The organism is Nonomuraea sp. NPDC052265 (assembly GCF_044547985.1).
Classification (GTDB): domain Bacteria; phylum Actinomycetota; class Actinomycetes; order Streptosporangiales; family Streptosporangiaceae; genus Nonomuraea.
The window spans coordinates 1-23,684 of the sequence record NZ_JBIUBJ010000001.1 but is presented as its reverse complement, the minus strand read 5'-3'; the positions used below and the strand labels follow the sequence as shown (position 1 = coordinate 23,684).

General features: G+C 69.2%; 25 protein-coding genes. 20 read left to right on the top strand and 5 right to left on the bottom strand.

The genetic code is table 11. From position 1 onward, the window contains the following. Positions 1-24 precede the first annotated feature (24 nt). Positions 25-372, top strand: a complete 348-nt coding sequence (locus ACIHAD_RS00125) for a DUF742 domain-containing protein (protein ID WP_352350491.1) — start codon at positions 25-27, stop codon at positions 370-372. Between the two features lie 7 nt (positions 373-379). Further along, positions 380-946, top strand: coding sequence for an ATP/GTP-binding protein (locus ACIHAD_RS00120; protein ID WP_125632596.1), 567 nt, complete (start codon positions 380-382; stop codon positions 944-946). 25 nt (positions 947-971) lie between these two features. Here the strand turns inward: ACIHAD_RS00120 and ACIHAD_RS00115 are convergent, their stop codons facing one another. From ACIHAD_RS00115 to ACIHAD_RS00100, 4 genes are read right to left on the bottom strand one after another with little or no spacing between them, the layout of a single operon-like run. After that, complete coding sequence (locus ACIHAD_RS00115) at positions 972-1,976, bottom strand: methyltransferase (protein WP_397352083.1); 1,005 nt, start codon at positions 1,974-1,976, stop codon at positions 972-974. 16 nt (positions 1,977-1,992) lie between these two features. Then, a complete protein-coding gene (locus tag ACIHAD_RS00110; RefSeq protein WP_397352082.1) occupies positions 1,993-2,787 on the bottom strand; it encodes an ABC transporter permease in 795 nt (264 codons plus the stop codon). Further along, entirely contained in the window at positions 2,781-3,557 is a 777-nt protein-coding gene (locus ACIHAD_RS00105; protein WP_397352081.1) for an ABC transporter permease, read from the bottom strand. Before ACIHAD_RS00105 ends, ACIHAD_RS00110 begins: the two co-directional genes overlap by 7 nt. Beyond that, positions 3,557-4,543, bottom strand: coding sequence for an ABC transporter substrate-binding protein (locus ACIHAD_RS00100; protein WP_397352080.1), 987 nt, complete (start codon positions 4,541-4,543; stop codon positions 3,557-3,559). Before ACIHAD_RS00100 ends, ACIHAD_RS00105 begins: the two co-directional genes overlap by 1 nt. 390 nt (positions 4,544-4,933) lie before the next feature. On the opposite strand from ACIHAD_RS00100, the gene ACIHAD_RS00095 reads away from it, so the two are divergent. The 5 genes from ACIHAD_RS00095 to ffh are packed head-to-tail and all read left to right on the top strand — an operon-like array spanning position 4,934 to position 10,791. Next, positions 4,934-7,795 carry a nitrate- and nitrite sensing domain-containing protein gene (locus ACIHAD_RS00095; RefSeq protein ID WP_397352079.1) on the top strand — a complete coding sequence of 954 codons (2,862 nt, stop codon included), beginning with the start codon at positions 4,934-4,936 and terminating at the stop codon, positions 7,793-7,795. Continuing rightward, entirely contained in the window at positions 7,792-8,214 is a 423-nt protein-coding gene (locus ACIHAD_RS00090; protein WP_020546542.1) for a roadblock/LC7 domain-containing protein, read from the top strand. The genes ACIHAD_RS00095 and ACIHAD_RS00090 overlap by 4 nt, the downstream gene beginning before the upstream one ends. 5 nt (positions 8,215-8,219) lie before the next feature. Then, complete coding sequence (locus ACIHAD_RS00085; RefSeq protein WP_397352077.1) at positions 8,220-8,612, top strand: DUF742 domain-containing protein; 393 nt, start codon at positions 8,220-8,222, stop codon at positions 8,610-8,612. Between the two features lie 7 nt (positions 8,613-8,619). Further along, the gene (locus ACIHAD_RS00080; protein ID WP_397353013.1) at positions 8,620-9,180 is read left to right on the top strand and encodes a GTP-binding protein; all 561 of its coding nucleotides are present in this window, start codon (positions 8,620-8,622) and stop codon (positions 9,178-9,180) included. Positions 9,181-9,237: 57 nt separating this feature from the next. Then, positions 9,238-10,791 carry a signal recognition particle protein gene (ffh, locus tag ACIHAD_RS00075; RefSeq protein WP_397352076.1) on the top strand — a complete coding sequence of 518 codons (1,554 nt, stop codon included), beginning with the start codon at positions 9,238-9,240 and terminating at the stop codon, positions 10,789-10,791. 310 nt (positions 10,792-11,101) lie between these two features. Here ffh and ACIHAD_RS00070 read toward each other — a convergent pair whose 3' ends face one another. Continuing rightward, positions 11,102-12,400: a hypothetical protein gene (locus ACIHAD_RS00070; RefSeq protein WP_397352075.1), complete on the bottom strand. Its 1,299-nt coding sequence runs from the start codon at positions 12,398-12,400 to the stop codon at positions 11,102-11,104. A gap of 254 nt (positions 12,401-12,654) precedes the next feature. On the opposite strand from ACIHAD_RS00070, the gene rpsP reads away from it, so the two are divergent. The 13 genes from rpsP (at position 12,655) to ACIHAD_RS00005 (ending at position 23,117) form a co-directional block, all read left to right on the top strand. Next, on the top strand, positions 12,655-13,101 hold the full coding sequence (gene rpsP, locus ACIHAD_RS00065) for a 30S ribosomal protein S16 (RefSeq protein ID WP_397352074.1): 447 nt from the start codon (positions 12,655-12,657) through the stop codon (positions 13,099-13,101). 1 nt (position 13,102) lies between these two features. Then, the gene (locus ACIHAD_RS00060) at positions 13,103-13,348 is read left to right on the top strand and encodes an RNA-binding protein (protein ID WP_397352073.1); all 246 of its coding nucleotides are present in this window, start codon (positions 13,103-13,105) and stop codon (positions 13,346-13,348) included. 74 nt (positions 13,349-13,422) lie between these two features. Continuing rightward, the gene (gene rimM / locus ACIHAD_RS00055) at positions 13,423-13,923 is read left to right on the top strand and encodes a ribosome maturation factor RimM (RefSeq protein WP_397352072.1); all 501 of its coding nucleotides are present in this window, start codon (positions 13,423-13,425) and stop codon (positions 13,921-13,923) included. Next, complete coding sequence (gene trmD, locus ACIHAD_RS00050; RefSeq protein ID WP_397352071.1) at positions 13,923-14,702, top strand: tRNA (guanosine(37)-N1)-methyltransferase TrmD; 780 nt, start codon at positions 13,923-13,925, stop codon at positions 14,700-14,702. Before rimM ends, trmD begins: the two co-directional genes overlap by 1 nt. Positions 14,703-14,839: 137 nt before the next feature. Continuing rightward, positions 14,840-15,202, top strand: a complete 363-nt coding sequence (gene rplS, locus ACIHAD_RS00045) for a 50S ribosomal protein L19 (RefSeq protein WP_357707128.1) — start codon at positions 14,840-14,842, stop codon at positions 15,200-15,202. Between the two features lie 142 nt (positions 15,203-15,344). After that, entirely contained in the window at positions 15,345-16,202 is an 858-nt protein-coding gene (lepB, locus tag ACIHAD_RS00040; protein ID WP_397352070.1) for a signal peptidase I, read from the top strand. After that, positions 16,202-16,798 carry a signal peptidase I gene (lepB, locus tag ACIHAD_RS00035; protein ID WP_397352069.1) on the top strand — a complete coding sequence of 199 codons (597 nt, stop codon included), beginning with the start codon at positions 16,202-16,204 and terminating at the stop codon, positions 16,796-16,798. Before lepB (ACIHAD_RS00040) ends, lepB (ACIHAD_RS00035) begins: the two co-directional genes overlap by 1 nt. 50 nt (positions 16,799-16,848) lie before the next feature. After that, a complete protein-coding gene (locus ACIHAD_RS00030) occupies positions 16,849-17,517 on the top strand; it encodes a ribonuclease HII (RefSeq protein WP_397352068.1) in 669 nt (222 codons plus the stop codon). A 39-nt stretch (positions 17,518-17,556) separates the two neighbouring features. After that, on the top strand, positions 17,557-17,880 hold the full coding sequence (locus tag ACIHAD_RS00025; RefSeq protein WP_026215037.1) for a DUF2469 domain-containing protein: 324 nt from the start codon (positions 17,557-17,559) through the stop codon (positions 17,878-17,880). A gap of 850 nt (positions 17,881-18,730) precedes the next feature. Further along, positions 18,731-19,084, top strand: a complete 354-nt coding sequence (locus ACIHAD_RS00020) for a YraN family protein (protein ID WP_397352067.1) — start codon at positions 18,731-18,733, stop codon at positions 19,082-19,084. Continuing rightward, positions 19,085-20,626, top strand: a complete 1,542-nt coding sequence (locus tag ACIHAD_RS00015) for a YifB family Mg chelatase-like AAA ATPase (RefSeq protein ID WP_397352066.1) — start codon at positions 19,085-19,087, stop codon at positions 20,624-20,626. It begins immediately after the preceding gene. 91 nt (positions 20,627-20,717) lie between these two features. Continuing rightward, a complete protein-coding gene (gene dprA / locus ACIHAD_RS00010) occupies positions 20,718-21,971 on the top strand; it encodes a DNA-processing protein DprA (protein ID WP_397352065.1) in 1,254 nt (417 codons plus the stop codon). Between the two features lie 78 nt (positions 21,972-22,049). Next, complete coding sequence (locus ACIHAD_RS00005; RefSeq protein WP_397352064.1) at positions 22,050-23,117, top strand: tyrosine recombinase XerC; 1,068 nt, start codon at positions 22,050-22,052, stop codon at positions 23,115-23,117. Positions 23,118-23,684 lie beyond the last annotated feature (567 nt).

The following is a 23,684-nucleotide window of genomic DNA, read 5'->3' as shown; positions in this document are numbered from 1 at the left end:
CCCAAGCCACAGCCCCAGTCGCAGCTGCACCCCGACCCCGCCTCACCCGTCCGCCCGTACGCGGTGACGGGTGGGCGGACGGCGCCCAGGGTCAAGCTGGCGATGGAGGCCCTGGTGTCGTCGGCGACCGCCGAGCACCGGGAGTTCTCGCACATCACGCCGGAGTATCAGGCGATCAGTCAGCTGTGCAGGCAGGTCCGGTCGGTGGCCGAGGTGTCGGCGCTGCTGCGGATCCCGCTGGGCGTGGTGCGTGTTCTGATCGCCGACATGGCGGCCGAGGGCCTGGTCCGCGTGCATCAGCCACAGCTGGACGCCGGTAGGCCGGACGTTAATCTGCTCGAAAGGGTGCTCAGTGGACTTCGCAGGCTCTAGCCCCGGCTTGACTTCAACGAAGATCGTGGTGGCCGGTGGTTTCGGGGTGGGCAAGACGACGTTCGTCGGCGCGGTCTCGGAGATCATGCCGTTGACCACGGAGGCGGTGATGACCGACGCCTCGGCGGGGATCGACGACCTGGGCATGACGCCGCTGAAGTCGACCACGACCGTCGCGATGGACTTCGGCCGGGTCTCCCTCGACCGTGACCTGATCCTCTATCTGTTCGGCACGCCGGGCCAGCACCGGTTCTGGTTCATGTGGGACGACCTGGTGCGCGGCGCGATCGGCGCGGTCGTGCTGGTGGACACGCGTCGCCTGGCCGACAGCTTCCCGGCGCTCGACTACTTCGAGGAGGCGCAACTGCCGTTCGTGGTGGGCGTCAACGGCTGGGACGGTCAGTACCCGCACAGCGACGCCGAGGTCCGCGACGCCCTCACGCTGGCCCCCCACATCCCGCTCGTACGGCTGGACGCGCGCTCCAAGGACTCGGTCAAGAGCGCTCTGATCCACCTGGTCGAGCACGCCCTGTCGATCAGGATGGCGGTGCCGGGCTGGAGCGGCGGCGGCTGATCCGGCCCGCCGCCGCCCCTTGTGCTCAGCGGGGACGGGCCTCGATGAGGCCGGCTCCCGAGCCCAGCTCGACGACCTCGGCCAGGCGCAGGTCCGCCCGGTCGAGCAGCGCCCTGTACTCCTCGCGGCTGCGCTCGGTGCCGCCGTCGAAGATCGCCAGCATCCGCATGTCGATGTCCTTGCCCAGGTGCGGCGCCTCGTCGTCGGGCAGCGCCACCTCCAGCACCAGGACGCGGCCGTCGGGGTTCATCGCCCGGCGGACGTTGCGCAGGATCTTCACCGCGTCCTCGTCGTCCCAGTTGTGCAGGACGCTGGCCAGCAGGTAGACGTCGCCGCCGGCCGGGACCCCGGCGAAGAAGTCACCGGTGACGACCTCGCTCCGCTCGCCCAGCCCCTCGGCGGCCAGCAGTTCCCTGGCCCGGTCGGCCACGTGCTCCAGGTCGAACAGGATGCCGCGCATGTCCGGGTTGGCGTGCAGCACCGTGGCCAGGATGTGGCCCTTGCCGCCGGCCACGTCCACCATGGTCGCGGTGGCCGGGAAGTCGTACCGCTTGGCCAGACCCTCGGTGAAGGGGATGGCGCGGGCGGTCATGTAGTCGTCGAACAGCTTCCCCGCTCCCGGGTTCGCCGCCAGGTACTCGTACAGATGGCCGTAGCGGGCGACGAAGGCCGAGCCGCCGTCGCGCACGGTGGCGGGCAGGTTGCCCATGGCGTGCCAGAAGCCCTCCTCGCCGAGCATGCGGATCGACGAGCGCACCGAGTCCGGGACGTCCGAGCGCAGCGCCGTGCCGCGCTCGGTCAGGTCATAGGTGTCCGGCCCGGCGCCGCGGACGACGCCCATCCCGGCCAGCTCGCGCAGCACGCGGCGCAGCCGCGGGGCGTCGGCGTCGCAGCGGGCGGCCAGGTCGGTGGTGGTGAGGGGACCGTGGGCGAGATGGTCGGCCAGGCCGAGCTCCGCCATGGTCAGCAGAGCGGCGAAGCGCGAGATGTCGGCCACGGCCCCCCAAAGGAGGTCATCCGAGTGGGGCATGGGGTCCTTCCAGAAGTCAGACGTTGCGGTTGGCCTGCCGGTGCCAGACCAGCAGGCGGTGCTCGGCCAGCACGAACAGCGAGTTCACGAGGTAGCCGAGGATGCCGAGCAGGGCGATCGCGGCCCACACGTCGGGCCCGTCGAAGCTGCGCTGGGCCTGCAGAAGCTGGTAGCCGATGCCGTCCGTGCTGCCGAACAGCTCGGAGATCACCATGAGGATCAGCGCCAGCGACAGGCTCAGCCGTAGCCCGGCGAAGATCTTCGGCGAGGCGGCGGGGAGCACGACCACGCGCAGGCGCTGTGCTTTGGACAGGCCGAACACGGTGGCGGTCTCGGTGTAGGTGCGGTCCACGGCCCGGACGCCCTCGATCGTGTTGAGCAGCACCGGCCAGATCACGCCGAACACGATCGTGGCGAGCTGCATGCTGAGCTGCGCGTGCTCGGTGCGCGCGAACAGCGCGACGAACAGCGGCAGCAGCAGCGGCGGCGGGATCGCCCGGCCGAACTCGAACAGCGCGTCCACGTAGTCCGTGGCCGCCTTGGAACGGCCGAGCGCCACGCCGAGCAGCACCCCGAGCAGCGAGGCCAGGATCCAGCCGCTGAACATGCGGCCGAGGCTGGGCAGGATGTTGCCGATCGCCTCTTCGGTGAGGAACAGGTGGGAGACGGGCCCGGAGAACCACATCCGGTACATGCTGGTGACGATGGTGAGCGGCGGCGGGAAGTTGCCGTCGTCGACGAGCCGCCCGAGCAGCTCCCAGACGACCAGCACGAGCGGCACCACCCACAGCCTGGACAGCCGCCTCACCATTCCGACGCTCCCATCCGGACGCGGTGCCAGCGGAACAGCCGCCGCTCGCCGGCCAGCAGGACGAGGTTCGCGAACACCCCGAACGCCCCGGCCCAGAACGTCGCCGCCATGATCAGGTCCATCCGGTTGCCGCTGCCCGCCTGGATCGTGTAGACCCCGATCCCGGCCGTGCCGCCGGCCAGCAGCTCGGCGCTGACCGCGAGCACGAGCGCGATGCCGGCCGCGATCCTGATGCCGGTCGCGACGAAGGGGGCGGCGCTCGGCAGGCTGACCCGGGCCAGCACGGCGAGGCGGCCGAAGCCGAAGCTGCGCAGCGACTCCTTGGCCAGCGGGTCCACGTCCTGCATGCCGTACAGGGTGTTGATCAGGATCGGCCACATCGAGGCGTACACGATGACCGAGACCTTCATCAGGCCGTCCACCGGGATCAGCAGGATCGCCAGCGGGATGATCGCCACCGAGGGGATCGGGCGCATGAACTCCAGCAGCGGCCGGATCGCCCGCTCCACCGGGGGCACCGCGCCCAGCAGCACGCCCAGCGGCACGGCCACGGCGATGGAGACGAGCAGGCCGAGCGCCCAGTTCGTGAGGGTGGTGGCCAGCCCCTCCAAGAACACCGGGTCGGCGAGGAGGCGCGCGGCTTCGTACAGGATGACGGACGGCGCCGGGAAGATCACGCCGTCGCTCAGCGCGAAGCGGATGACCAGCTCACCGGCGATGAGGAACCCCGCGGCGCCGGCGGCGCCGCGGAGCAGACGCGCGGTGTTCATCAGCTTGCAGGGGCGGCGATGACCGACTTCACGTCGACCGGGCTGGTGAGGTACTTGTACTCCAGCATCAGGTCGGCGACCTTCTGCAGCCGGTTCTCGTTCAGCTCGCTCGGGTACGTGCCGAGCGTGATCACCGAAGCCGTCTTGGCGTCGATCTTGGTGTACTTCGGCAGCGTCTCCTCGATCGCCTTGCGGTCACTGGAGGCGAGCTGCTGCGCCTTGGCGATGGCCCGCTGGAAGGCGGCCAGCGTCTTCGGGTACTTCTGCACCCAGTCCTCGGTGGCCATCCAGCCGGCGATGGGGAAGTCCTCCGTCTGGCCGGTCATGGTGTCGGCGAGCTTGCGGAAGCCGAAGGCGCTCTGGTTGGCGGTGATGAAGGGCTCGGTCATCCAGCCCGCGTCCGCCTGCCCGGTGTTGATCGCGTTGCCCTGCTCCGGGAACGGCTTCTCCATGAACTTGACGTCGGCCTCGGCCAGACCGGCGACCTTGAGCTGCGTCTCCACGGCCAGGGTGGCGATGTTCCTGAGGTTGTTGACGTAGACCGTCTTGCCCTTCAGGTCCGCCACCGTCTTGATGGGGGAGTCCTTGGGCACCATGATGTTGAACGTGTTCGGCGCGGCCTGGTACATGTCCGCGACCAGCTTGATCTTCTTGCCCTTGCTCACCGCGAGGAAGGTCGAGACGTAGTTGGTCTGGGAGATGTCGAGCGCGCCGCTCTCGATCTGCGGCAACGCCGCCGCGCCACCGGTGATGGTGACCGGCTCGACGGTCAGTCCCTCTTCCTTGAAGAAGCCCTTGGCGTTGGCAAGATAGACCGACACAACGTCGGGCACGGGGAGTGCGCCGACCTTGATGGTGGTCTTCTCCAGGCCCTTGCCGTTGGCCGAGGTGTTCGCGGTTTCGCCGCCGCCTCCGCCGCAGCCGGCAAGGGTGAGCGCCAGAGCCACGCCGACGACAATGGCGTGACCGCGCATAGTGCGTGTCATGGGGGGGTTCTCCTACCAGGGGGAAGTTCCGGAGATCGGCACGGGATGCCGGGCGTGAAGCGTACCGGAGCAGAGTTCGGATCTACAGCGCTATGCCGTGTATATGTAGGTTTATCGCGAAAATATGACAAATCAACGTTATAGATGTAAATCTAGAGATTAAGTACGATTGATGGCGATATGTCCGGATTGGGGCAGTGGTTGCGCTCCGTGTGCGATGGCATGCGACGTGAAGGGAGTGCAATGTGGAACGGTTGAAAACCCCCGAAACGTTGGCCTAAGTATGAGGTTTGTGCTCAAATTGGGCCTCGAACTTGCCTGCGATCACTCGTCCGCGTGACGAAGCCGCTGATTCCCCCTGAAGCAGGCCATGGCGAGAGGTTGCCACCAGTGAGGACAACAACGACCGGCCCCGGTCGTGGCAGGGCTCCGGACGCCCCGGAAAAGGCCGCGGACGGCGAGGTGCAGCAGGCCCACCCGTCCAAGGCGGGCAGCCCGTTCGCGCTGCGCAACTGGCGCGTGCGTACCCGCCTCATCGCCCTCATCGCCATCCCCACGGTCGTCGCCGTCATCCTCGGCGCCCTGCGGGTCACGACGTCGATCAGCAGCGCCCAGCAGTACCAGGACATCAGCAGCGTGGGGACCCTGGTCGCACAGCTCGGCGAGCTCTCCCGCGACCTCGGCCTCGAACGCGACCTGGCCACCCGCCACGTCGCCTCCAACCGCGCGTCCGCCGACGAGCAGCGGTTGAAGAGCCAGCACGAGATCGTCGACAAGCGCATCGCCGGCACCCTCGACGCGGCGAAGAAGACTGAGACGTCCCTGTCCGACCTCGGCAAGAAGGCCCTCGACCACATCCGGATCCGGCTCAGCCAGATCCCCTCGATGCGCAAGACGGTCGCCGAGACCAAGCTCCCGCCGCTGCCCACCAGCGAGAAGTACTCCGAGACCATCGCCGAGCTGCTGCAGCTCTACGACGAGCTCGGCCAGGGCTCCACGGACGAGGAGATCATCGCCACCAGCGCGGCCCTGCGCGCCGTCGCCCGCGCCGAGGAGGAGGCGTCCAAGCAGCGCGGCCTGCTGACCAGCGCGCTGATCAGGGGCACGTTCGAGGAGCCGGAGTACAACGCCTTCCTCGACGCCCGCTCCCGCCGCAACAGCGAGCGCGACGCCTTCCGCGCCGTCGCCACGCCCGCGCAGCGCCAGTTCTACGACAACACCGTCGCCAGCCTGAAGATCGGCCGCGCCGAGTTCTACGCCAGCCGCGCCGTGCTGCTGCACAACGCCAACCAGTCGCTGCGCCGGCTCGACACCTCGACCAGGGACGACACCGACCAGTGGTTCCAGTCCATCACCGAGACCGTCGAGCGCCTGCACACCGTGCAGAAGTCGCTGTCGGAGCAGATCGCCACCCGAAGCGCCGACATCGCCAGCAGCGACCGGCAAGTCGCCGCGATCAACATCGGCATCGTGGCCGGCCTCCTCGTCCTGGTCCTCGCGATCACCGCCCTGATGGCCGGCTCGCTGGTACGCCCGCTGCGCCGCCTCCGCGGCGACGCCCTGAAGATCGCCGGTCAGACGCTGCCCGACCTGGTCAGGCAGCTCCGCAACACCGACGTCAGCCCCGAACAGCTCCATGTCCCGCCGATCGAGGTCAACTCCAAGGACGAGATCGGTGAAGTCGCCCGCGCCTTCGACGAGGTCCACCGCGAAGCCGTACGACTGGCCGGCGAGGAGTCCAGGCTGCGCTCGAACGTCAACGCGATGTTCGTGAACCTGTCGCGCCGCAGTCAGACGCTGGTGGAGCGGCAGATCACCCTGATCGACGGCCTGGAGCAGGGTGAGCAGGACGAGCAGCGGCTCGGCAACCTGTTCAAGCTGGACCACCTGGCCACCCGTATGCGGCGCAACAGTGAGAACCTGCTGGTGCTGGCCGGTCAGGACCCGCCGCGCCGCTGGAGCCAGCCGGTCAAGCTGGTGGACGTCGCCCGCGCCTCCCTGTCGGAGGTCGAGAACTACGAGCGCGTCGTCCTGGAGGTGCCCGAGGGCGTCTCCATCGCCGGCCAGGCCGTCAACGACGTCATCCACCTGCTGGCCGAGCTCATCGAGAACGCGCTGTCGTTCTCCCCGCGCGAGACCCGCGTCCCCGTCTCCGGCAGCAGGATCGACGGCGGCGGGATCATGCTCTCCATCAGCGACTCCGGCATCGGCATGACCGGCGACGAGCTGGTCGCGGCCAACGAGCGCCTGACCGACGCCCCCACCGTGGACGTGTCGGTCTCCCGCCGCATGGGCCTGTTCGTGGTCGCCAGGCTGGCCCACCGGCACGGCATCAGGGTGCAGCTCCGACCGCACGGCTCCGGCGGCCTGACCGCCATGGTCCTCATCCCCGAGTCGCTGCTCGGCGCGCAGCCGGCCGCGGTCGCCGGCGCGGGTGGCAACACCACCGCCACGACCGCCCGCGAGGACGCCTTCGCCGGCTCCCAGCCCGCCGCCGGCGCCCAGCAGTGGCCCGGCGCCTCGGGCTTCGGGCTCGCCCCCGGGCATCCGTCCTACCCGTCGTATCCGTCCGAGCCGGCCGGGGGGTCCTGGCCGTCGATGCCGGCCTCGTTGCCGTCCGCGATGCCGCAGTGGCCTTCGACCGAGTCGACGAACACGGGCTCCGACTGGCTGCCGGACTCGTCGTCCGATGTCTGGGTGTCCTCGCGCGGGCCGGTCACCGGGGAGCACGCGCCGCCGCAGCGCGGCCTGCCCACCGAGGAGCCCCGCCCGTGGTCGGCTCCGCAGGAGACGCCGCCGGCCGCGCCCAAGTACGACTACCCCGAGACGGAGTCGGCCGCCACCGGCCCGATCCCCGTGGTCAAGCCCGCCTCCGGCGGGGACGAGTACCTGCCGATCTTCGCCGCCGTGGAGTCGGCCTGGTTCGACCACGGTGAGACCAGCGCCACCTGGGGCTCGGCCAAGGCCGACGCCGGTTGGAGCGCGGCGGCGTCCGTGGTGGAGCCCGTACGCGACGGCTCGACGGCGGCCGGGCTGCCCAAGCGGGTGCCCAAGGCCAACCTGGTGCCCGGATCGGCGGACACGGCGTCCGCGCCCAAGGGCGTGGCTCCCATGCCGTCGGTCTCGCCGGACCGGGTGCGCAGCAGGTTGTCGAGCTTCCAGCAGGGCTTCCGAGCAGCGCGTGACGACATCAGCGAGGGCAGGACATACCAATCCGGTCCTAGGAACGACAGTAGGGAGGAGGGCGCGTGAATGACCTGAGCCACGCGGCACGCGGGGTCGACTGGTTGATCACCGACTTCGTCAGTACCGTCCCGGGGGTCGCGCACGCGGTGGTCGTGTCATCCGATGGGTTGCCGCTCGCGGCCTCGTCGGGTTTTCCGGCTGACCGGGCTGATCAGCTGGCTGCGATCGCGTCCGGGCTGGTGAGCCTGACGCAGGGTGCGGCCAGGGTGTTCGAGGGCGGTGCGGTCAATCAGACGATCGTGGAGATGCAGCGCGGGCTGATGCTGATCATGTCGATCAGCGACGGTTCGTGTCTCGCGGTGCTGGCGGCTCCGGACTGTGACATGGGGTTGGTGGCGTACCAGATGACCTTGATGGTGGATCGCGCCGGTCAGGTGCTGACTCCGGCGGTGCGTGCCGAACTGCGCGCCAGCCAGACCAGGTGATGTAGGTGACGGATTCCTGGAACAGCGGCGGTTGGGAACCCCAGCCGCAGGTCAGCTCGGACCCGGCGTCGCCGGTCCGCCCGTACGCGGTGACGGGCGGGCGTACCGCGCCCAAGGTCAAGCTGGCCATGGAGGCCCTGGTCTCGTCGGCGACCGCCGAGCACCGGGAGTTCTCCCACATCACCCCCGAGTACAAGGCGATCAGCCAGCTCTGCCGCCAGGTCCGGTCGGTCGCCGAGGTCTCGGCGCTGCTGCGGATCCCGCTCGGGGTGGTGCGTGTTCTGATCGCCGACATGGCGGCCGAGGGCCTCGTACGGGTGCATCAGCCGCAGCTGGATGCGGGTAGGCCGGACGTCAACCTGCTGGAAAGGGTGCTCAGTGGACTTCGCAGGCTCTAGCCCCGGTCTGACCTCGACGAAGATCGTCGTGGCCGGCGGCTTCGGCGTGGGCAAGACGACGTTCGTCGGCGCCGTCTCGGAGATCATGCCGCTCACCACGGAGGCCGTCATGACCGACGCCTCCGCGGGCATCGACGACCTGGGCATGACGCCGCTGAAGTCGACCACGACCGTCGCGATGGACTTCGGCCGCGTCTCCCTCGACCGCGACCTGATCCTGTACCTGTTCGGCACGCCCGGACAGCACCGGTTCTGGTTCATGTGGGACGACCTGGTCCGCGGCGCCATCGGCGCCGTCGTCCTGGTCGACACGCGCCGCCTGGCCGACAGCTTCCCCGCGATCGACTATTTCGAGGAGGCGCAGCTCCCCTTCATCGTGGGGGTCAACGGCTGGGACGGCACGTACGCCCACAGCGACGCCGAGGTCCGCGACGCCCTCACGCTGGCCCCCCACATCCCGCTGGTCCGCCTCGACGCCCGCCAGAAGGACTCGGTCAAAAGTGCTCTGATCAACCTCGTCGAGCACGCGTTGACCGTCCGGATGGCCGTGCCAGGCTGGAGCGGCTAGGAGAGCGGATAGGCTGAAGTCTTAGACGTACATTCGCTTCGAGGACTGGCCAACCACGTGTTCGAGACGCTTTCCGACCGGCTGACATCGGTCTTCTCCTCCCTCCGATCCAAGGGTCGGCTGTCCGACGCCGACATCGACGCCACCGCCCGCGAGATCCGCATCGCCCTGCTTGAGGCCGATGTCGCGCTCCCGGTGGTCAAGGCGTTCGTCGCCCAGGTCAAGGAGCGCGCCCGCGGCGCCGAGGTCTCCCAGGCGCTCAACCCGGCGCAGCAGGTCGTCAAGATCGTCAATGACGAGCTGATCGAGATCCTCGGCGGCGAGACCCGCAGGCTCCGCTTCGCCAAGACCCCGCCGACCGTCGTCATGCTCGCGGGTCTCCAGGGTGCCGGTAAGACCACCCTGGCCGGCAAGCTGGCCCGGTGGCTGCGCGAGCAGGGTCACGCGCCCATGCTGGTCGCCGCCGACCTCCAGCGGCCCAACGCCGTGCAGCAGCTCCAGGTCGTGGGCGAGCGCGCCCAGGTCGCGGTCTTCGCGCCCGAGCCCGGCAGCGGCGTCGGCGACCCGATCGCCGTCGCCCGCCGCTCGATCGACGAGGCCAGGCGGCTCAACCACGACATCGTCATCATCGACACCGCCGGCCGCCTGGGCATCGACCAGGAGATGATGAAGCAGGCCGCCGACATCCGCGACGCGGTCCGCCCCGACGAGGTCCTGTTCGTGGTCGACGCCATGATCGGCCAGGACGCCGTCACCACGGCCCAGGCGTTCATGGACGGCGTCGGCTTCGACGGCGTCGTGCTGACCAAGCTCGACGGCGACGCCCGCGGCGGCGCCGCGCTGTCGGTGCGGCACATCACCGGCCGCCCGATCATGTTCGCCTCCACGGGCGAGAAGCTGGAAGACTTCGACGCCTTCCACCCCGACCGGATGGCCTCCCGCATCCTCGACATGGGTGACATCCTCACCCTGATCGAGCAGGCGCAGAAGACGTTCGACGAGGAGCAGGCCGCCAAGATGGCGGGCAAGCTCACCTCGGGCGAGAACTTCACGCTCGACGACTTCCTCGAGCAGATGATGATGGTCCAGAAGATGGGCCCCATCAAGAACCTGCTCGGCATGATGCCCGGCATGGGGCAGATGCGTGACCAGCTCAACTCCATCGACGACCGCGACCTCGACCGCATCGCCGCCATCATCCGCTCGATGACGCCCGGCGAGCGGCAGGAGCCGAAGATCATCAACGGCTCCCGCCGCGCCCGCATCGCCGCCGGTTCCGGCGTCACGGTCAGCGCCGTGAGCAACCTCGTCACGCGCTTCTTCGAGGCGCAGAAGATGATGAAGCGGGTGGCCGGGGGCATGGGCCTTCCGGGCATGCCCGGCGGGCGCGGGAAGGCGTCCAAGGTCCAGAAGAAGGCCAAGAAGGGGCGGCGCGTCAGCGGCGACCCGCGCAAGGCGGCCCTGGAGAAGTCGGCGTCCCCGTCCCCCGACGGCGAGGGCGGCGCGCCCAAGGCCGCGGGAGTGCTGGGGAACCTGGGCGGCAAGCTCCCGCCCGGCCTCGAACTGCCTCCGGGCTTCGACCCGTCGAAGCTGAAGCTGCCCGGCCAGTAGCGGGCGACCGGGGCGGGCGTCCCGGTTCACCTCCGCCCGCCCCTGCCCTGTCGCGCGGGATCGGCGTTTCGTCCGGGTCCCGTGGCGCGGCCTCGTCCCTTGGGACGGTCCGGGATCCACGCGCCGGCGCTCTGAGGGCGGGCCTCACGCCGATGCCATGACGGCGGTTCGCATGTGGGTGCTCTTTGATGGTGGTTGCGGGTCGGCGCTGTGTCGCCGTCCTCGCGGCGCGCCCTCGCTCGCTCGAACGGGCGCGCCCGGGACCATGGCTGGTCACCGGGCGCGCGGAGGTGGGGCCGTTCGGTCTGCTCTAACGGCAGAGGAGCAGCCACTGCAGAGCGGGGTCCATGAGGAGCCACCCCGAGGCGATCGCTGAGGGCATCCACATCGGCAGGCCGGTGAGCGGCGGCTCCTGGGCCACCCATGCTCCTTCAGGTGCCGGACCACCCTGGTCGCCGTGGTCGGCGGGGCCTTGGTGACCGCTTGGGTCGCCGTGGTGGTGCGGCTCATGAGGCTTCTGCGGCCATTCGCAATGGGGCCAGTGGCTCTTCTCGTGCACCTGGTGTGGCTTGTGCGGCCCGTGGGTGCAGTCATGGGTGGGCGTCGGGCTCGGCGTCGGCGTGGGGGTGGACGTCGGGGTCACCGTGGGCGTCGGGGTCACCACGGGTGTGACCGTGGGCGTCACGGTGGGCGTCGGAGTCGGAGTGGGTGTCGGGGGCACCGTGGGCGTGACCGTGGGAGTCACGGTGGGCGTGACCGTGGGTGTGGGAGTCACGGTTGGAGTCACGGTGGGCGTGACCGTGGGCGTCGGCGTCACGGTGGGTGTGGGTGTGGGTGTGGGTGTGGGTGTGGGTGTGGGTGTCGGGGTGGGTTGGTTGGGGACGCAGTTGGCTTCCACCCGGCCGATGGTGACCTCCGTGAGCAAGCCTTCGTAGACGACGTTGCCGTCGTCGTCCAGCAGGCGGGCCGAGATCGAGATCGTCATGTCCGCCTCGGCGGAGGTCGCGTCGTTCGTCGTCGCGTTGTCGGTCCTGACCACCGTCAGGGTCCCGGAGGCCACGCCGGGATACCCGAGCTGCGCTCCCGTCGCGGGCACCTCCGTGGTCCCCTGCTCCACGGGTACGCCGAGCACCGTGATGGTCCCGGGCGCCGCCTGCACGGACGACATCGCCGGAGCCGGCGGTGTGCACCGCGCGTGCGTCTCCACGTTGCCCGTGACCAGCAGCGGTTCGGACGCGTCCGGGTTGAGCTGCACCGAGGCGACGACCAGCTGGGCGCTGGCCTCCCAGACGTCCGGCGCGTCGAGGCCGTTCGCCTGGAGTTGTTCGTTGGCCAGGTCGGTGAAGTCGGTGACTCCGTCCGGGTCGCTCCAGTCGCCGTTGTCGGTGCCGGGGTCGGGCCCGACGGACGCCGTGCCCCAGGTGCCGGAGAAGCCCGGCTGGCCCAGCTCCGGGATCTCGGTGATGGTCAGGCCGATACCGTCGGCATTGGCGAACTCGCCCGCCGCGGCGGTGGCCGTAAGCCCGAACAAGGCGCCGGTGAGCAGGACGGACGCGCCGGCGGTGAGCAGCCGCGCACGCGTGAACAGCGGAGTGGTCGTGGTGGTCACCCACTCATTCCGCAGGGAAGTTGATCAAGTCGGGCGAGGTGACACGCGGCCCTTGCCGAGCCTTTGCCGCGGCCTGCCGGGACCGGTCGAAGGCACTGTCCACGGTCTGGCAGAATGACATGTTGGAACATCGTGACCAGGTGGGTGCCCTCTCATCTCCCGCCGGCCGCGCCTGTCCCTGGAGCGTCGTCTCATCGTGCCCCACTCGATGAGGTGCCGTTCACCCACGCTCGAATGCAGGAGAGACCACACCAGTGGCAGTCAAGATCAAGCTCAAGCGGCTCGGCATGATCCGCAACGCTCAGTACCGAATCGTCATCGCCGACAGCCGCACCAAGCGTGACGGCCGGGCGATCGAGGAGATCGGCCTGTACCACCCGAAGGAAAACCCTTCGCGCATCGAGGTCAACGCCGAGCGTGCGGCCTACTGGCTGGGTGTCGGCGCGCAGCCGACCGAGCCGGTGCTCAAGCTGCTCAAGCTCACCGGTGACTGGCAGAAGTACAAGGGCGAGGCCGCCCCGGCGCCGATGAAGGTCGCCGAGCCCGCGCCCGACCGCCACGCCCTCTACGAGGCCGCGGCCAAGGAGGCGCTGTCCGGTGGCGACACCGGTGCGGCCGCCACCACGGCGCCCAAGCGTGCCAAGAAGAAGGAAGAGACCGAGGCCGCCCCCGCCGAGACCCCGACCGAGGGCGAGGGCTGACGTGCTCGAGGAGGCTCTCGAGCACCTCGTTAAGGGCATCGTCGAACATCCCGACGATGTCCGGGTCCGCGCTCGCCGCATTCGCAGCGGGCGCGCCCTGGAGGTCCGGGTGCACCCCGAGGACCTGGGCAAGGTCATCGGACGCGGCGGGCGCACCGCCAAGGCGCTGCGCACCGTTGTGAACGCCCTGGCCGACGGGAAGTACGTACGGGTCGATCTGCTCGACCTGGACGAAGCAGTCCGTTAGCGTCAGGAATTCGCGCCCTCATCGGTCCTGAACGGCCGATGGGGGCGCTTGCGTTAGGAGAGGGTGAGTTTCACGTGCAGCTGGTCGTCGGCCGGATAGGCCGTCCGCACGGTGTACGCGGCGAGGTGACCGTGGAGGTGCGCACCGACGATCCCGAGCTGCGCCTCGCCGAGGGCCTGTCCATCGCGACCGACCCGGCGAGCAGGGGGCCGCTCGTCGTCGAGGCTCGCCGCTGGCACAAGGGCGTGCTCCTGGTCGCGTTCGAGGGGGTTCACGACCGCGACGGCGCCGAGGAGCTCCGGGGCACCATGCTGGTCATCGACTCCGCCGAGGTGGAGCCGTCGGACGACCCGGACGAGTTCCACGACCACCAGCTCGTCGGGCTGGCGGTGGAGACCGTGTCGGGCGAGCCCGTCGGCGAGATCACCGACGTTCTGCACCACGGCCAGGACCTGCTGGTCGTACGCCGGCGCGGCCAGGACGACGCGCTCATCCCGTTCGTGAAGGCCCTGGTGCCCGAGGTCGATCTGACGGGCGGGCGCCTGGTCGTCGACCCGCCAGAGGGCCTGCTGTGATGCGCCTCGACATCATCTCCATCTTCCCCGAGTACTTCGCCCCGCTCGACGTCTCCCTGATCGGCAAGGCGCGCGAGCGCGGCACCCTCGACGTACGCGTCCACCAGCTCCGCGACTGGGCGCACGACGTGCACAGGACGGTCGACGACACGCCGTACGGCGGCGGTCCCGGCATGGTGATGAAGCCCGAGGTCTGGGGCGAGGCCGTCGACTCCGTGATCGGCGACGGCGCGCCGCGGGTGATCGTGCCGACGCCGAGCGGGCGGCCGTTCACCCAGGAGCTGGCCCAGGAGCTGGCCGCCGAGCCGTGGCTGCTGTTCGCCTGCGGGCGCTACGAGGGCATCGACTCGCGCGTCATGGCCGAGTACGGCGCCCGGCTGCGGGTCGACGAGGTCAGCATCGGCGACTACGTGCTGGCCGGCGGCGAGGTCGCGGTGCTGGTGATGGTCGAGGCCGTCGGCAGGCTGCTGCCCGGCGTGCTGGGCAACGCCCAGTCGGCCGTGGACGACTCCTTCGCCCCGGGGTCGATGCAGAACCTGGTGGAAGGCCCGGTCTACACCAAGCCGCCGGTCTGGCGCGGGCACGAGGTTCCCGCCGTCCTGCTGTCCGGACATCACGGAAAAGTCGCTCGGTGGCGGCGGGACGAGGCGCTCCGGCGTACCGTGCGGAACCGGCCGGAACTCGCGGCGGCGCTCGATCCGGAGACGCTCGACAAGCACGACAGGAAGCTGCTCGAAGAGCTCTCGTTTCGCGTCCGGCCGGAAGATGTGGCAAACTGAATCGCTGCCGACTGTCACACGGTTGGTCTGCCATGCCCGGGTAACGGTCCCGGGTTCATCAAATCAGCAAGCGTGTCCACCGCGAGCCTCGGCCGGGTGGACCTCCGCGTGCTCGCGAGGACTTGAGGACAGCTCTCATGCACACGAAGATCCAGGAGCTCGAGAAGGCGACCCTTCGGAGCGACGTCCCGGCGTTCCGCCCCGGTGACACGCTCGAGGTCCACGTCCGAGTCGTCGAAGGCAACCGCTCCCGTATCCAGGTCTTCAAGGGCTTCGTGCTGCGGCGGCAGGGCAGCGGCGCCCGCGAGACCTTCACGGTCCGCAAGGTCAGCTACGGCGTCGGCGTCGAGCGCACCTTCCCGGTGCACAGCCCGGTCATCGAGAAGATCGTGCTCGTGACCCGCGGTGACGTTCGTCGCGCCAAGCTCTACTACATGCGCGACCTGCGCGGCAAGGCCGCCCGCATCCGCGAGAAGCGCGAGGCGACGCCCGCGAAGTAACCCGAATCTTTCCCGAAAGGCCCGTGCACCGCACGGGCCTTTCGGCTTTGCGGGGCCATTTCCTTTATGTGGAGCGACTCGTGCGTGGGTGTAACGTCGGTCGAGGCTTGTCGAGCCGTTCCATCATCTAGGCTCGTCAGCGATGACAAGCGAAGACCAGGAGTACGGCGCTTCGCGCCGCCCTGTCGAGGACGAGGTGGACGTGGTCGCCGAAGAGACTCAGAAGCCGGCAAAGGGCGACAAGGAGAAGAAGGGGTCGTTCTGGAAAGAACTTCCCGTTCTTGTCGTGGTAGCCCTCGTGCTGGCCCTGATCATCAAGACGTTCGTGATCCAGGCCTTCTACATTCCGTCGGAGTCCATGGAGAACACCCTGCTCAAGAACGACAGGGTCCTGGTCAACAAGCTCGTCTACCACACCCGTGACATCGAGCGCGGCGACGTGGTGGTCTTCTCCGGCGTCGACTCCTGGGACGGCGAGTTCGACATGGAGGAGCCGTCCAACCCCATCGCGGCCTTCTTCCGCTGGGTCGGCACGGCCTTCGGCGTCGTGCCCGGAGAGAAGGACTACATCAAGCGGGTCATCGGCGTGGGCGGCGACCACGTCAAGTGCTGCGACTCCAAGGGCCGCATCACGGTCAACGGCACGGCCATCGACGAGGAGAGCTATCTCTATCCGGGCAATGTGCCGTCCGACAGGTTCTTCGACATCACCGTGCCGCCCGGGCGGCTGTGGGTGATGGGCGACCACCGTTCCGTCTCGCTCGACTCGCGCTCCCATACCGGTGACCAGGGCGGCGGCTCGATCCCCGAGGGTCAGGTCATCGGCCGGGCCTTCGTGATCGTCTGGCCGTTCAACCGGGCGGGCGTGCTGTCCATACCCGACACCTTCGCGCAGCCCGCGCTCCAGGCACTCGGTGGCTCCGTACCGCTGGTGGCCGGGTTCGGGCTGGCCGTACCCTTGGTCCTGGTTCGTCGGCGCCGGTTGGGGAGGAAGCGCTGATGGCCGTCACCAAGAAGGCGGAGGGCGTGGCCAAAGAGAAGAAAAAGGGCGGCTTCCGGGAGACCGTCCTGCTGCTGGTGCTCGGTGTGGGCATCGCGCTGTTGTTGCAGGCGTTCGTCATCGGGTCGTTCTACATCCCGTCGGAGTCGATGGAGAACACCCTGCTGATCAACGACCGGGTCTTCGTCAACAAGCTGGCGGGCAGTCCCGAGCGCGGCGACATCGTGGTCTTCAAGGGCTGGCGCACCGGCGAGGACACCATCAAGCGGGTCATCGGCGTCGGCGGCGACAAGGTGGAGTGCTGCGACTCCAAGCACCGCATCATCGTCAACGGCACGCCGCTCGACGAGGAGTCCTACCTCTACCCCGGCGACTTCGGAGGCGGCGACAAGTTCAGCGTCACCGTCCCGGCCGGCAAGTTGTGGCTGATGGGCGACCACCGCACCGCCTCGGCGGACTCGCGCGCCCACATGGACGAGCCCGGCGGCGGCTTCATCTCCGTCGACGACGTGATCGGCAAGGCGGTCGTCCGCTACTGGCCGCTGTCGCGCGGTTACCTGTTCTCCACGCCCGAGACTTTCGACAAGGTCAAGTAAGGGGCTTTCGGTCGCGGTTTGCGGCGAATGGGGCGTACGCTGCGAGTGTCATGACAGTTGCGTTCCGCCCTCGACCGAGCGTCGTCCGGCGCGATTCCGGACTTTACGCCTATGAGCGGGCGCTGGCCCGCCGTGGGCTGACCCCGATCGCTGGGGTCGACGAGGCGGGCCGCGGCGCCTGCGCCGGGCCGCTGGTCGTCGCGGCCGTCGTCCTGCGCAGGGAGATCGGCGGTCTGGGCGACTCCAAGTTGCTGTCCGCGCCGGTGCGCGAGCGTCTGTACGACCGCGTCGTCGCCACCGCCCACGTGGGCGTCGTGGTGATCCCGGCCGCGGAGATCGATGCCCGGGGGCTGCACAGGAGCAACGTCTCAGGAATGCGGCGGGCTGTGGCGCAGTTGCCATGTGACCCGGAGTACATCCTCACGGACGGCTTCCCGGTTCCCGGCATGCCCGCGCCGTCCCTGGCGGTGTGGAAAGGGGACCAGGTGGCCGCCTGCGTGGCGGCCGCGTCCATCGTGGCCAAGGTGACGAGGGACCGCCTGATGGTCGAACTGGATCGAAGATTTCCTCAGTACGGTTTCGCCGAGCACAAGGGGTATGTCACGCCAGGACACCGTTTGGCACTGGAGAGACATGGCCCGTGCCCCGAACACCGTTACTCCTTCGTCACGGTGGCCAAGGGCATGGGTGAAAATGAGATGGGGGCCGGGGTTGCCTGAGCAGGCGAGCCGGGGGACCGGTACGACAGGAGGACCGCGATGAGCGCAGAGGATCTCGAAAAATACGAAACCGAGATGGAGCTGCAGCTTTACCGCGAATACCGCGATGTCGTCGGTTTGTTCACATACGTCGTGGAGACTGAGCGTCGTTTCTATCTGACCAACTCGGTCGACCTCGACGTCCGTACCGCGGAGAACGGCGACGTCTTCTTCGATGTGAAGATGCAGGACGCCTGGGTGTGGGACATGTACCGGCCGGCGCGGTTCGTGAAGAACGTGCGAGTGGTCACGTTCAAGGATGTGAACGTGGAAGAGCTGGCCAAGGCGGACCTGGAGATGCCCAAGGAAGGGTTCTCGGGGTAGATCCGATCGAGGGCCGGTCGACGCGGGGGCGACGGGTCGGGTCGTCGGGCGCCGGCGGCGTCTTGACCTGGGCGCCGTGGCCGTCGGCTGCGCGTCCGCAGCGGTACGTCGGCTCCGACCACGCCCTCACCTGGGGCCCCGGGTTTTCGGTGCCCGGCGTCGCGCGGCAGGGCCGCAACTCGCCGGCGCCACTGGCCGTAGCGTGTGCCATGAGGGAATGAACATGGCTCAGGCCTCAGCTGTCACCCGGTGGGCGTCACCCGCCTCACATTGAGTGTTACCGCCCCAGATGGGCGGCTCCCGCCCCCAGTGGGGTCACGCGCCCTTCTGCCACGGACTGGGGCGTGACCGGCCTCACGATGAGTGTCACGGCCCCCGGTGGGGTCACGTGCCGCCTGCCACCCGCCGGGCGTCACCTCATCCCGCGGCAGCATCACTCCCACGGTGGCGCGATCCTGCACGCGCTTCGCGTCACTCGCCAGACGTCGGTCGCCTGCAACGCCGCAGGAGGTCCGGGGGCCACTCTCCGTCGCCTCCTTGAGTCGTGCAGACGCTGGCCTGGCGCACCACGGCGCGCGTCTCCACGGGCCGTCACACCGCACCCCCGCCGATCGCACGGTGTCTCGTCCCGCATTCCGGGATGCGGCGCGTTATCCCGTCCCGGCAGGTGGGCGCGCCGGCGTCGCATGTAGGGGGGCGAGAACCATCCCGGAGCTCGGAGTTGTCCACAGGCCGCCGCCCTCTCCTCCCGGCTATCCCCAAAATCCCGTTCGCCTCCTTCCGAGCCCCCCGCCATCCGCCAAGGTCGGTCACCGGACAACACCGGCAGACGGATGAACGGAGGCGGCGCATGGCCCCGAAAGACGAGCTCGGCAAAGAAGGCGAGCACCTGGCCGCGATCTACCTACAAGCCAAGGGGATGACCATCCTCGAACGCAACTGGCGCTGCCGCCGCGGCGAGATCGACATCATCGCCGAGGACGGTCAGGTCCTGGTGGTCGTCGAGGTCAAGACCCGATCGAGCAGATCCCACGGCACAGCCCTGGAGTCCGTGAGCCGCACCAAACTGGCCCGGCTCCGCATGCTGGCCACCAAATGGCTGTCGGCGCAGTCCCGTTCCTTCGACGCCGTACGCATAGACGTGATCGCCCTTGAGCGCTTCGCGGGCAACTTCGCCCTGCGGCACATCCGGGGGGCGATCTAGATGACCGTGGCCCGGACCCGCAGCGTCGCGCTGGTCGGAGTGAGCGGCCGCAGCGTCGAGGTGGAGGCCGACGTGGGCAACGGCCTGGCCGGCATCCACCTCATCGGCCTGCCCGACACGGCGCTCAGCGAAGCCCGCGACCGGGTGCGATCCGCCGTCGTCAACAGCGGCTACCCGTGGCCGGACGCCCGCATCACCGTCAGCCTCTTCCCCGCCAGCCTCCCCAAACGCGGATCCCAGTTCGACCTGGCCATCGCCATGGCCATCCTCGGGGCCGCCGGAGTCGTCCCGGCGGAACGCATCGCCGAGCCCTTCTTCCTGGGCGAGCTCGGCCTCGACGGCCGCATCAGGGCAGTACGCGGCGTTCTCCCGTCCATCCTCGGCGCCGCGGCCGCGCATGAGGAGGCCACGGTGATCGTCCCGGCGGAGAACGCGGGGGAAGCCGGTCTGGTCCCCGACGTGAAGGTGGTCCCGGTGGCTCACCTGCGCCAGTTGGTCGAGTGGCTACGCAAAGGCGACAAGCCACCCGAAGCCGAGTCGGATGGCCGCGTCGAGACGCCCAAGCCCGTGCCCCAGCCCGCCGTCGACCTGGCGGACGTCGTCGGCCAGCCGGTGGCCCGGCGGGCGCTGGAAGTGTGTGCGGCCGGCGGTCACAACCTGTGGATGGTGGGCCCGCCCGGCACCGGCAAGACCCTCCTGGCCGAACGCCTTCCCACCCTCCTGCCGGACCTGGAGCTCGACCACGCCCTGGAGGTCACGGCCATCCATTCCGTCGCGGGTCTGCTCCCGCCCGACAGCCCCATGATCAGCCGTCCGCCGTTCGTCAGCCCTCACCACACGGCGACGGCGGCCGCGATCATCGGGGGTGGCAGCACGGTCGTCCGTCCAGGTGCGGTCTCCCTCGCGCACAGGGGCCTGCTGTTCATGGACGAGGCTCCCGAGTTCCCCCGTCACGTCCTCGACTCGTTGCGGCAACCGCTTGAATCCGGGCGCGTCACCGTGTCCAGATCCGCGGCGTCGGTCACGTTCCCCGCCCGGTTCATGCTGGTGCTGGCCGCGAACCCGTGCCCCTGCGCCCAGGCCGACGACCAGGCCGGCGCGACCTGCCGTTGCTCGCCCACCACCAGACGCCGATACCTGGGCCGACTGTCCGGCCCCCTGCTCGACCGCATCGACATGAAGGTCACGGTCGCCCGCTCGTCCAGACGCGAGCTCCTGGCCGACCGTCAGTTCGTCGAATCCAGCGAAACCGTGGCGGAACGCGTCCTGCTGGCCCGCCAACGCGCCGTCAAGCGCCTGGTCCACACCCCTTGGCGCACGAACGCCGAGATCCCCTCCTCCGTCCTGCACGCCGACTTCCGTCCGTCCGACGCGGCGATGAAGCCCATGACCTCCTGCCTCGACTCGGGCTCCCTCACCGCCCGCGGCCTCGACCGCACAGTGCGCGTCGCCTGGACCCTCGCCGACCTCGCAGGCAAAGACCGCCCCGAAGAGGACGAGACCACCACCGCCCTCGGTTTCTGGCTCGGAGTACGCCCGTGACCCCGGCCGCCCGCATGCCAACGAACCTGCCCATGAAGATCACCAGGAGGCCCGTATGACCAGTCCAGAGCATGAGGCACGTGCGGCTCTCATGCGAGCCGCCGATGTGGGCGACACCGCCATGGGCCGCCTGGTGGTGCATCTTGGTGCCTCGGGCACGGTGGAGGCGATCCGCGAGCGCACACTTCCGCCCGCCTTCATCGCCCAGGAGTCGCGGCAGGAACGTCCGTGTGACCTGTCGGGGCGGCTCAACGCGTGGTTCGTCCGGCTGGCGGCCTCGAAACCCGCTGCCGACCTGGAGGCGGGTGAGCAGTGTGGAGCGAGGCTGATCATCCCGGGCGATCCCGAATGGCCCACGCAGCTGGACCACCTCGGTCCGAGCCGTCCCCTCGGCCTCTGGCTGCACGGCACGGCCGACCTCCGCTTCGCCTGCCTCAAGTCCGTGGCCGTCGTAGGGGCCCGAGCCGCCACCCAGTACGGCCTGCACATCGCGGCCAACTTCGGCATCGGCCTCAGCGAGGCAGGCTGGTCCGTCGTCTCCGGCGGCGCGTACGGGGTGGACGGCGCGGCGCACAAGGGCGCCCTGCTGGCCGACTCGTCCACGGTGGTCGTACTGGCCTGCGGAGTGGACATCTGCTACCCGAGCGGCCACCAGGACCTGTTCGCCAAGGCCCGCGACCAGGGCGTCGTGATGAGCGAGTGCCCGCCCGGCGTCCACCCCACCCGCGCTCGCTTCCTGATCAGGAACCGCCTCATAGCCGCCCTCACCAGAGGAACGGCCGTGGTGGAGGCAGCCCTGCGCAGCGGTGCCCTGAACACCGCCGGGCACGCGCTCTCCCTCAACCGACACCTGGGCGCCGTGCCTGGCCCCACCACGTCCGCGATGTCGGCCGGCTGCCACAAACTGCTACGCGAACGCAAGGCGGTCTGCGTCACCACGCCAGAGGAAATGATCGAACTGGTCGGCGTCATGGGCGACGACTTGGCCCCGCAGACCAGAACCCCCGTCGTCCCCCGTGACCGTCTCGGCGAATCGACCAAGAGAGTCCTGGACGCCATCCCCACCCGCGGCGGCGCCGGTCCGGCATCGATAGCGGTCTCAGCGGGGGTCAGCATGGACATCACGCTGAGCGCCCTGGGTGGCCTGGCCGCCGCCGGCTACATAGAACGAGCAGCCGGCGGTTGGCGCCTCCGCAAGACCGCAGCCAGCTACCTGAAAGCCCCTGAAACCATGGCCCTGGCCCCACCTCCCGCCAACGAAGCCCCAGCCACAGACCCACCTCCACCTGCGGAAGACGACACCCCACCCCCACCGCACCCCCAAGAACTCGCGATCCCCTTCTGACCGGGGCATGCGGGTGACGAGTTCCTGGGGTGAGATGACGAGGGAAGGGGGCACGGATCGCACGAAGATGACCGACATGTGGACGGCGCGACGCGCAGCCAAGCCGCAGTCAGTCCCTGTAACGTCCCCTGCGCGATCACCGGGACGGCGGAGCTGCCGATCGCCCCGATGGGCAGTACAGCAGTGAGACGGGTGGCGGATCTTCGTGCGAATGGTGGGAAAGCCTTGGACGACGACTTGAACGACAGCTCGAACCACGACCTGGACGCCGACGAAGTCCTCGCGGAATTCGAGAGGTATCTGCGGTTCGAGCGTGACCTCTCTCCGCACACAGTGCGTGCCTATCTCTCCGACATCACCGCCCTCCTCGACCACCTGCGCGGTCGGCTTTTCGGCCTGGACATCGGCGAGCTGCGAGCCTGGCTGGCCGACCAGCACGGCGCCGGCAAGGCAAGAGCCACGCTGGCTCGCAGAACAGCCTGCGTCCGCACCTTCACCGCGTACTGTCACCGCCGGGGTTGGCTGGCCACCGATCCCGGACTGTTGCTGGGAAGCGCCAAGGCGCCCCACTCCTTGCCCGCCGTGCTCGACCAGGAGCAGGCGCAGGCCGTCCTGAACGCGCCCCCCTCCACCGGAGACCCCAAGGACCTCCGAGACCAGGCTCTCCTTGAGCTCCTGTACGCCACAGGTGTGCGGGTGGGTGAACTCTGCGCGCTCGACGTCGACGACGTGGACCGGGACCGGCATGTCATCAGGGTCCTGGGCAAGGGACGAAAGGAGCGTTCCGTGCCGTTCGGGCTGCCGGCGCTTCGAGCCCTCGACCGATGGTGCATCAACGGACGCCCCATCTGGGTCCGAGAACGCTCCGGGCCGGCCCTCTTCCTCGGAGTCCGTGGCGGCCGGATCGACGCGGGCACCGTACGCCGGGTGGTGCACGCGCGACTGGCACAGACCGAGGGCACGCCGGACATGGGCCCACACGGCCTGAGGCACACCGCGGCGACTCACCTGCTCGAAGGGGGAGCGGACCTGCGCAGCGTCCAGGAACTACTCGGTCACGCGTCCCTCAACACCACCCAGATCTACACCCACGTCTCGATCGACCGCCTCCGCACCGCATACCGCCAAGCCCACCCCCGCGCCTGACCGAAGCCGCCAGGGCCTCAATGCCCCCGATCGCCCACCGCCCGGAGACGGCTGAGCGAGAAGGACGCGCGTCGCCGTATGAGCGAAGAGGGGGCCCTGGACACGCACGGCCCTGGTGACGCCAACGCCCCACACCTGACAACACCTCGGCCCGAGGACCCGATGCTGTGACGACATGGCGGTGGGGCCGATGCGGGAGGGCATGGAGGCATGAGAAGCGACGGCGCGAAGGTGTGGTTCTGCGGACGCAGGTTGTGAAGGCACGACGGCGTGAGGGTCAAGGTGACGGTGACCGCCTGATCGATGAGCATCGCAACCAGTGGGGGCGCGGAGAAGGCGTGCAGCGACGCCGGAGCGCCTGAGATGAGGAGCTCAGAGAACCGGACTGCACCGGTTTGGCCGCCATCCCAGATCGCTGGCCGCCATCCCAGATCAAGGACGCGTCTGAATCCGGGCCTCTCAGGTGTGAGGGGGTCACGTCCACGGACGTGGTGTATGAATCGATCTTCGCGTGATCCTGTTTTTGCAGGTTAAGCGCTAAGTGTCTGCGGGAGCGGGTTCTGGGCC

Excerpts from the sequence above, each read along its gene's own strand:
- ACIHAD_RS00020 (WP_397352067.1), top strand. The coding sequence starts at position 18,731 with ATGGCCCCGAAAGACGAGCTCGGCAAAGAAGGCGAGCACCTGGCCGCG.
- dprA (WP_397352065.1), top strand. The coding sequence starts at position 20,718 with ATGCGAGCCGCCGATGTGGGCGACACCGCCATGGGCCGCCTGGTGGTG.
- ACIHAD_RS00100 (WP_397352080.1), bottom strand. The coding sequence starts at position 4,543 with ATGACACGCACTATGCGCGGTCACGCCATTGTCGTCGGCGTGGCTCTG.
- ACIHAD_RS00105 (WP_397352081.1), bottom strand. The coding sequence starts at position 3,557 with ATGAACACCGCGCGTCTGCTCCGCGGCGCCGCCGGCGCCGCGGGGTTC.
- lepB (WP_397352070.1), top strand. The coding sequence starts at position 15,345 with ATGACAAGCGAAGACCAGGAGTACGGCGCTTCGCGCCGCCCTGTCGAG.
- rplS (WP_357707128.1), top strand. The coding sequence starts at position 14,840 with ATGCACACGAAGATCCAGGAGCTCGAGAAGGCGACCCTTCGGAGCGAC.
- ACIHAD_RS00025 (WP_026215037.1), top strand. The coding sequence starts at position 17,557 with ATGAGCGCAGAGGATCTCGAAAAATACGAAACCGAGATGGAGCTGCAG.
- ACIHAD_RS00030 (WP_397352068.1), top strand. The coding sequence starts at position 16,849 with ATGACAGTTGCGTTCCGCCCTCGACCGAGCGTCGTCCGGCGCGATTCC.
- ACIHAD_RS00015 (WP_397352066.1), top strand. The coding sequence starts at position 19,085 with ATGACCGTGGCCCGGACCCGCAGCGTCGCGCTGGTCGGAGTGAGCGGC.
- lepB (WP_397352069.1), top strand. The coding sequence starts at position 16,202 with ATGGCCGTCACCAAGAAGGCGGAGGGCGTGGCCAAAGAGAAGAAAAAG.
- trmD (WP_397352071.1), top strand. The coding sequence starts at position 13,923 with ATGCGCCTCGACATCATCTCCATCTTCCCCGAGTACTTCGCCCCGCTC.
- ACIHAD_RS00110 (WP_397352082.1), bottom strand. The coding sequence starts at position 2,787 with ATGGTGAGGCGGCTGTCCAGGCTGTGGGTGGTGCCGCTCGTGCTGGTC.
- ACIHAD_RS00115 (WP_397352083.1), bottom strand. The coding sequence starts at position 1,976 with ATGCCCCACTCGGATGACCTCCTTTGGGGGGCCGTGGCCGACATCTCG.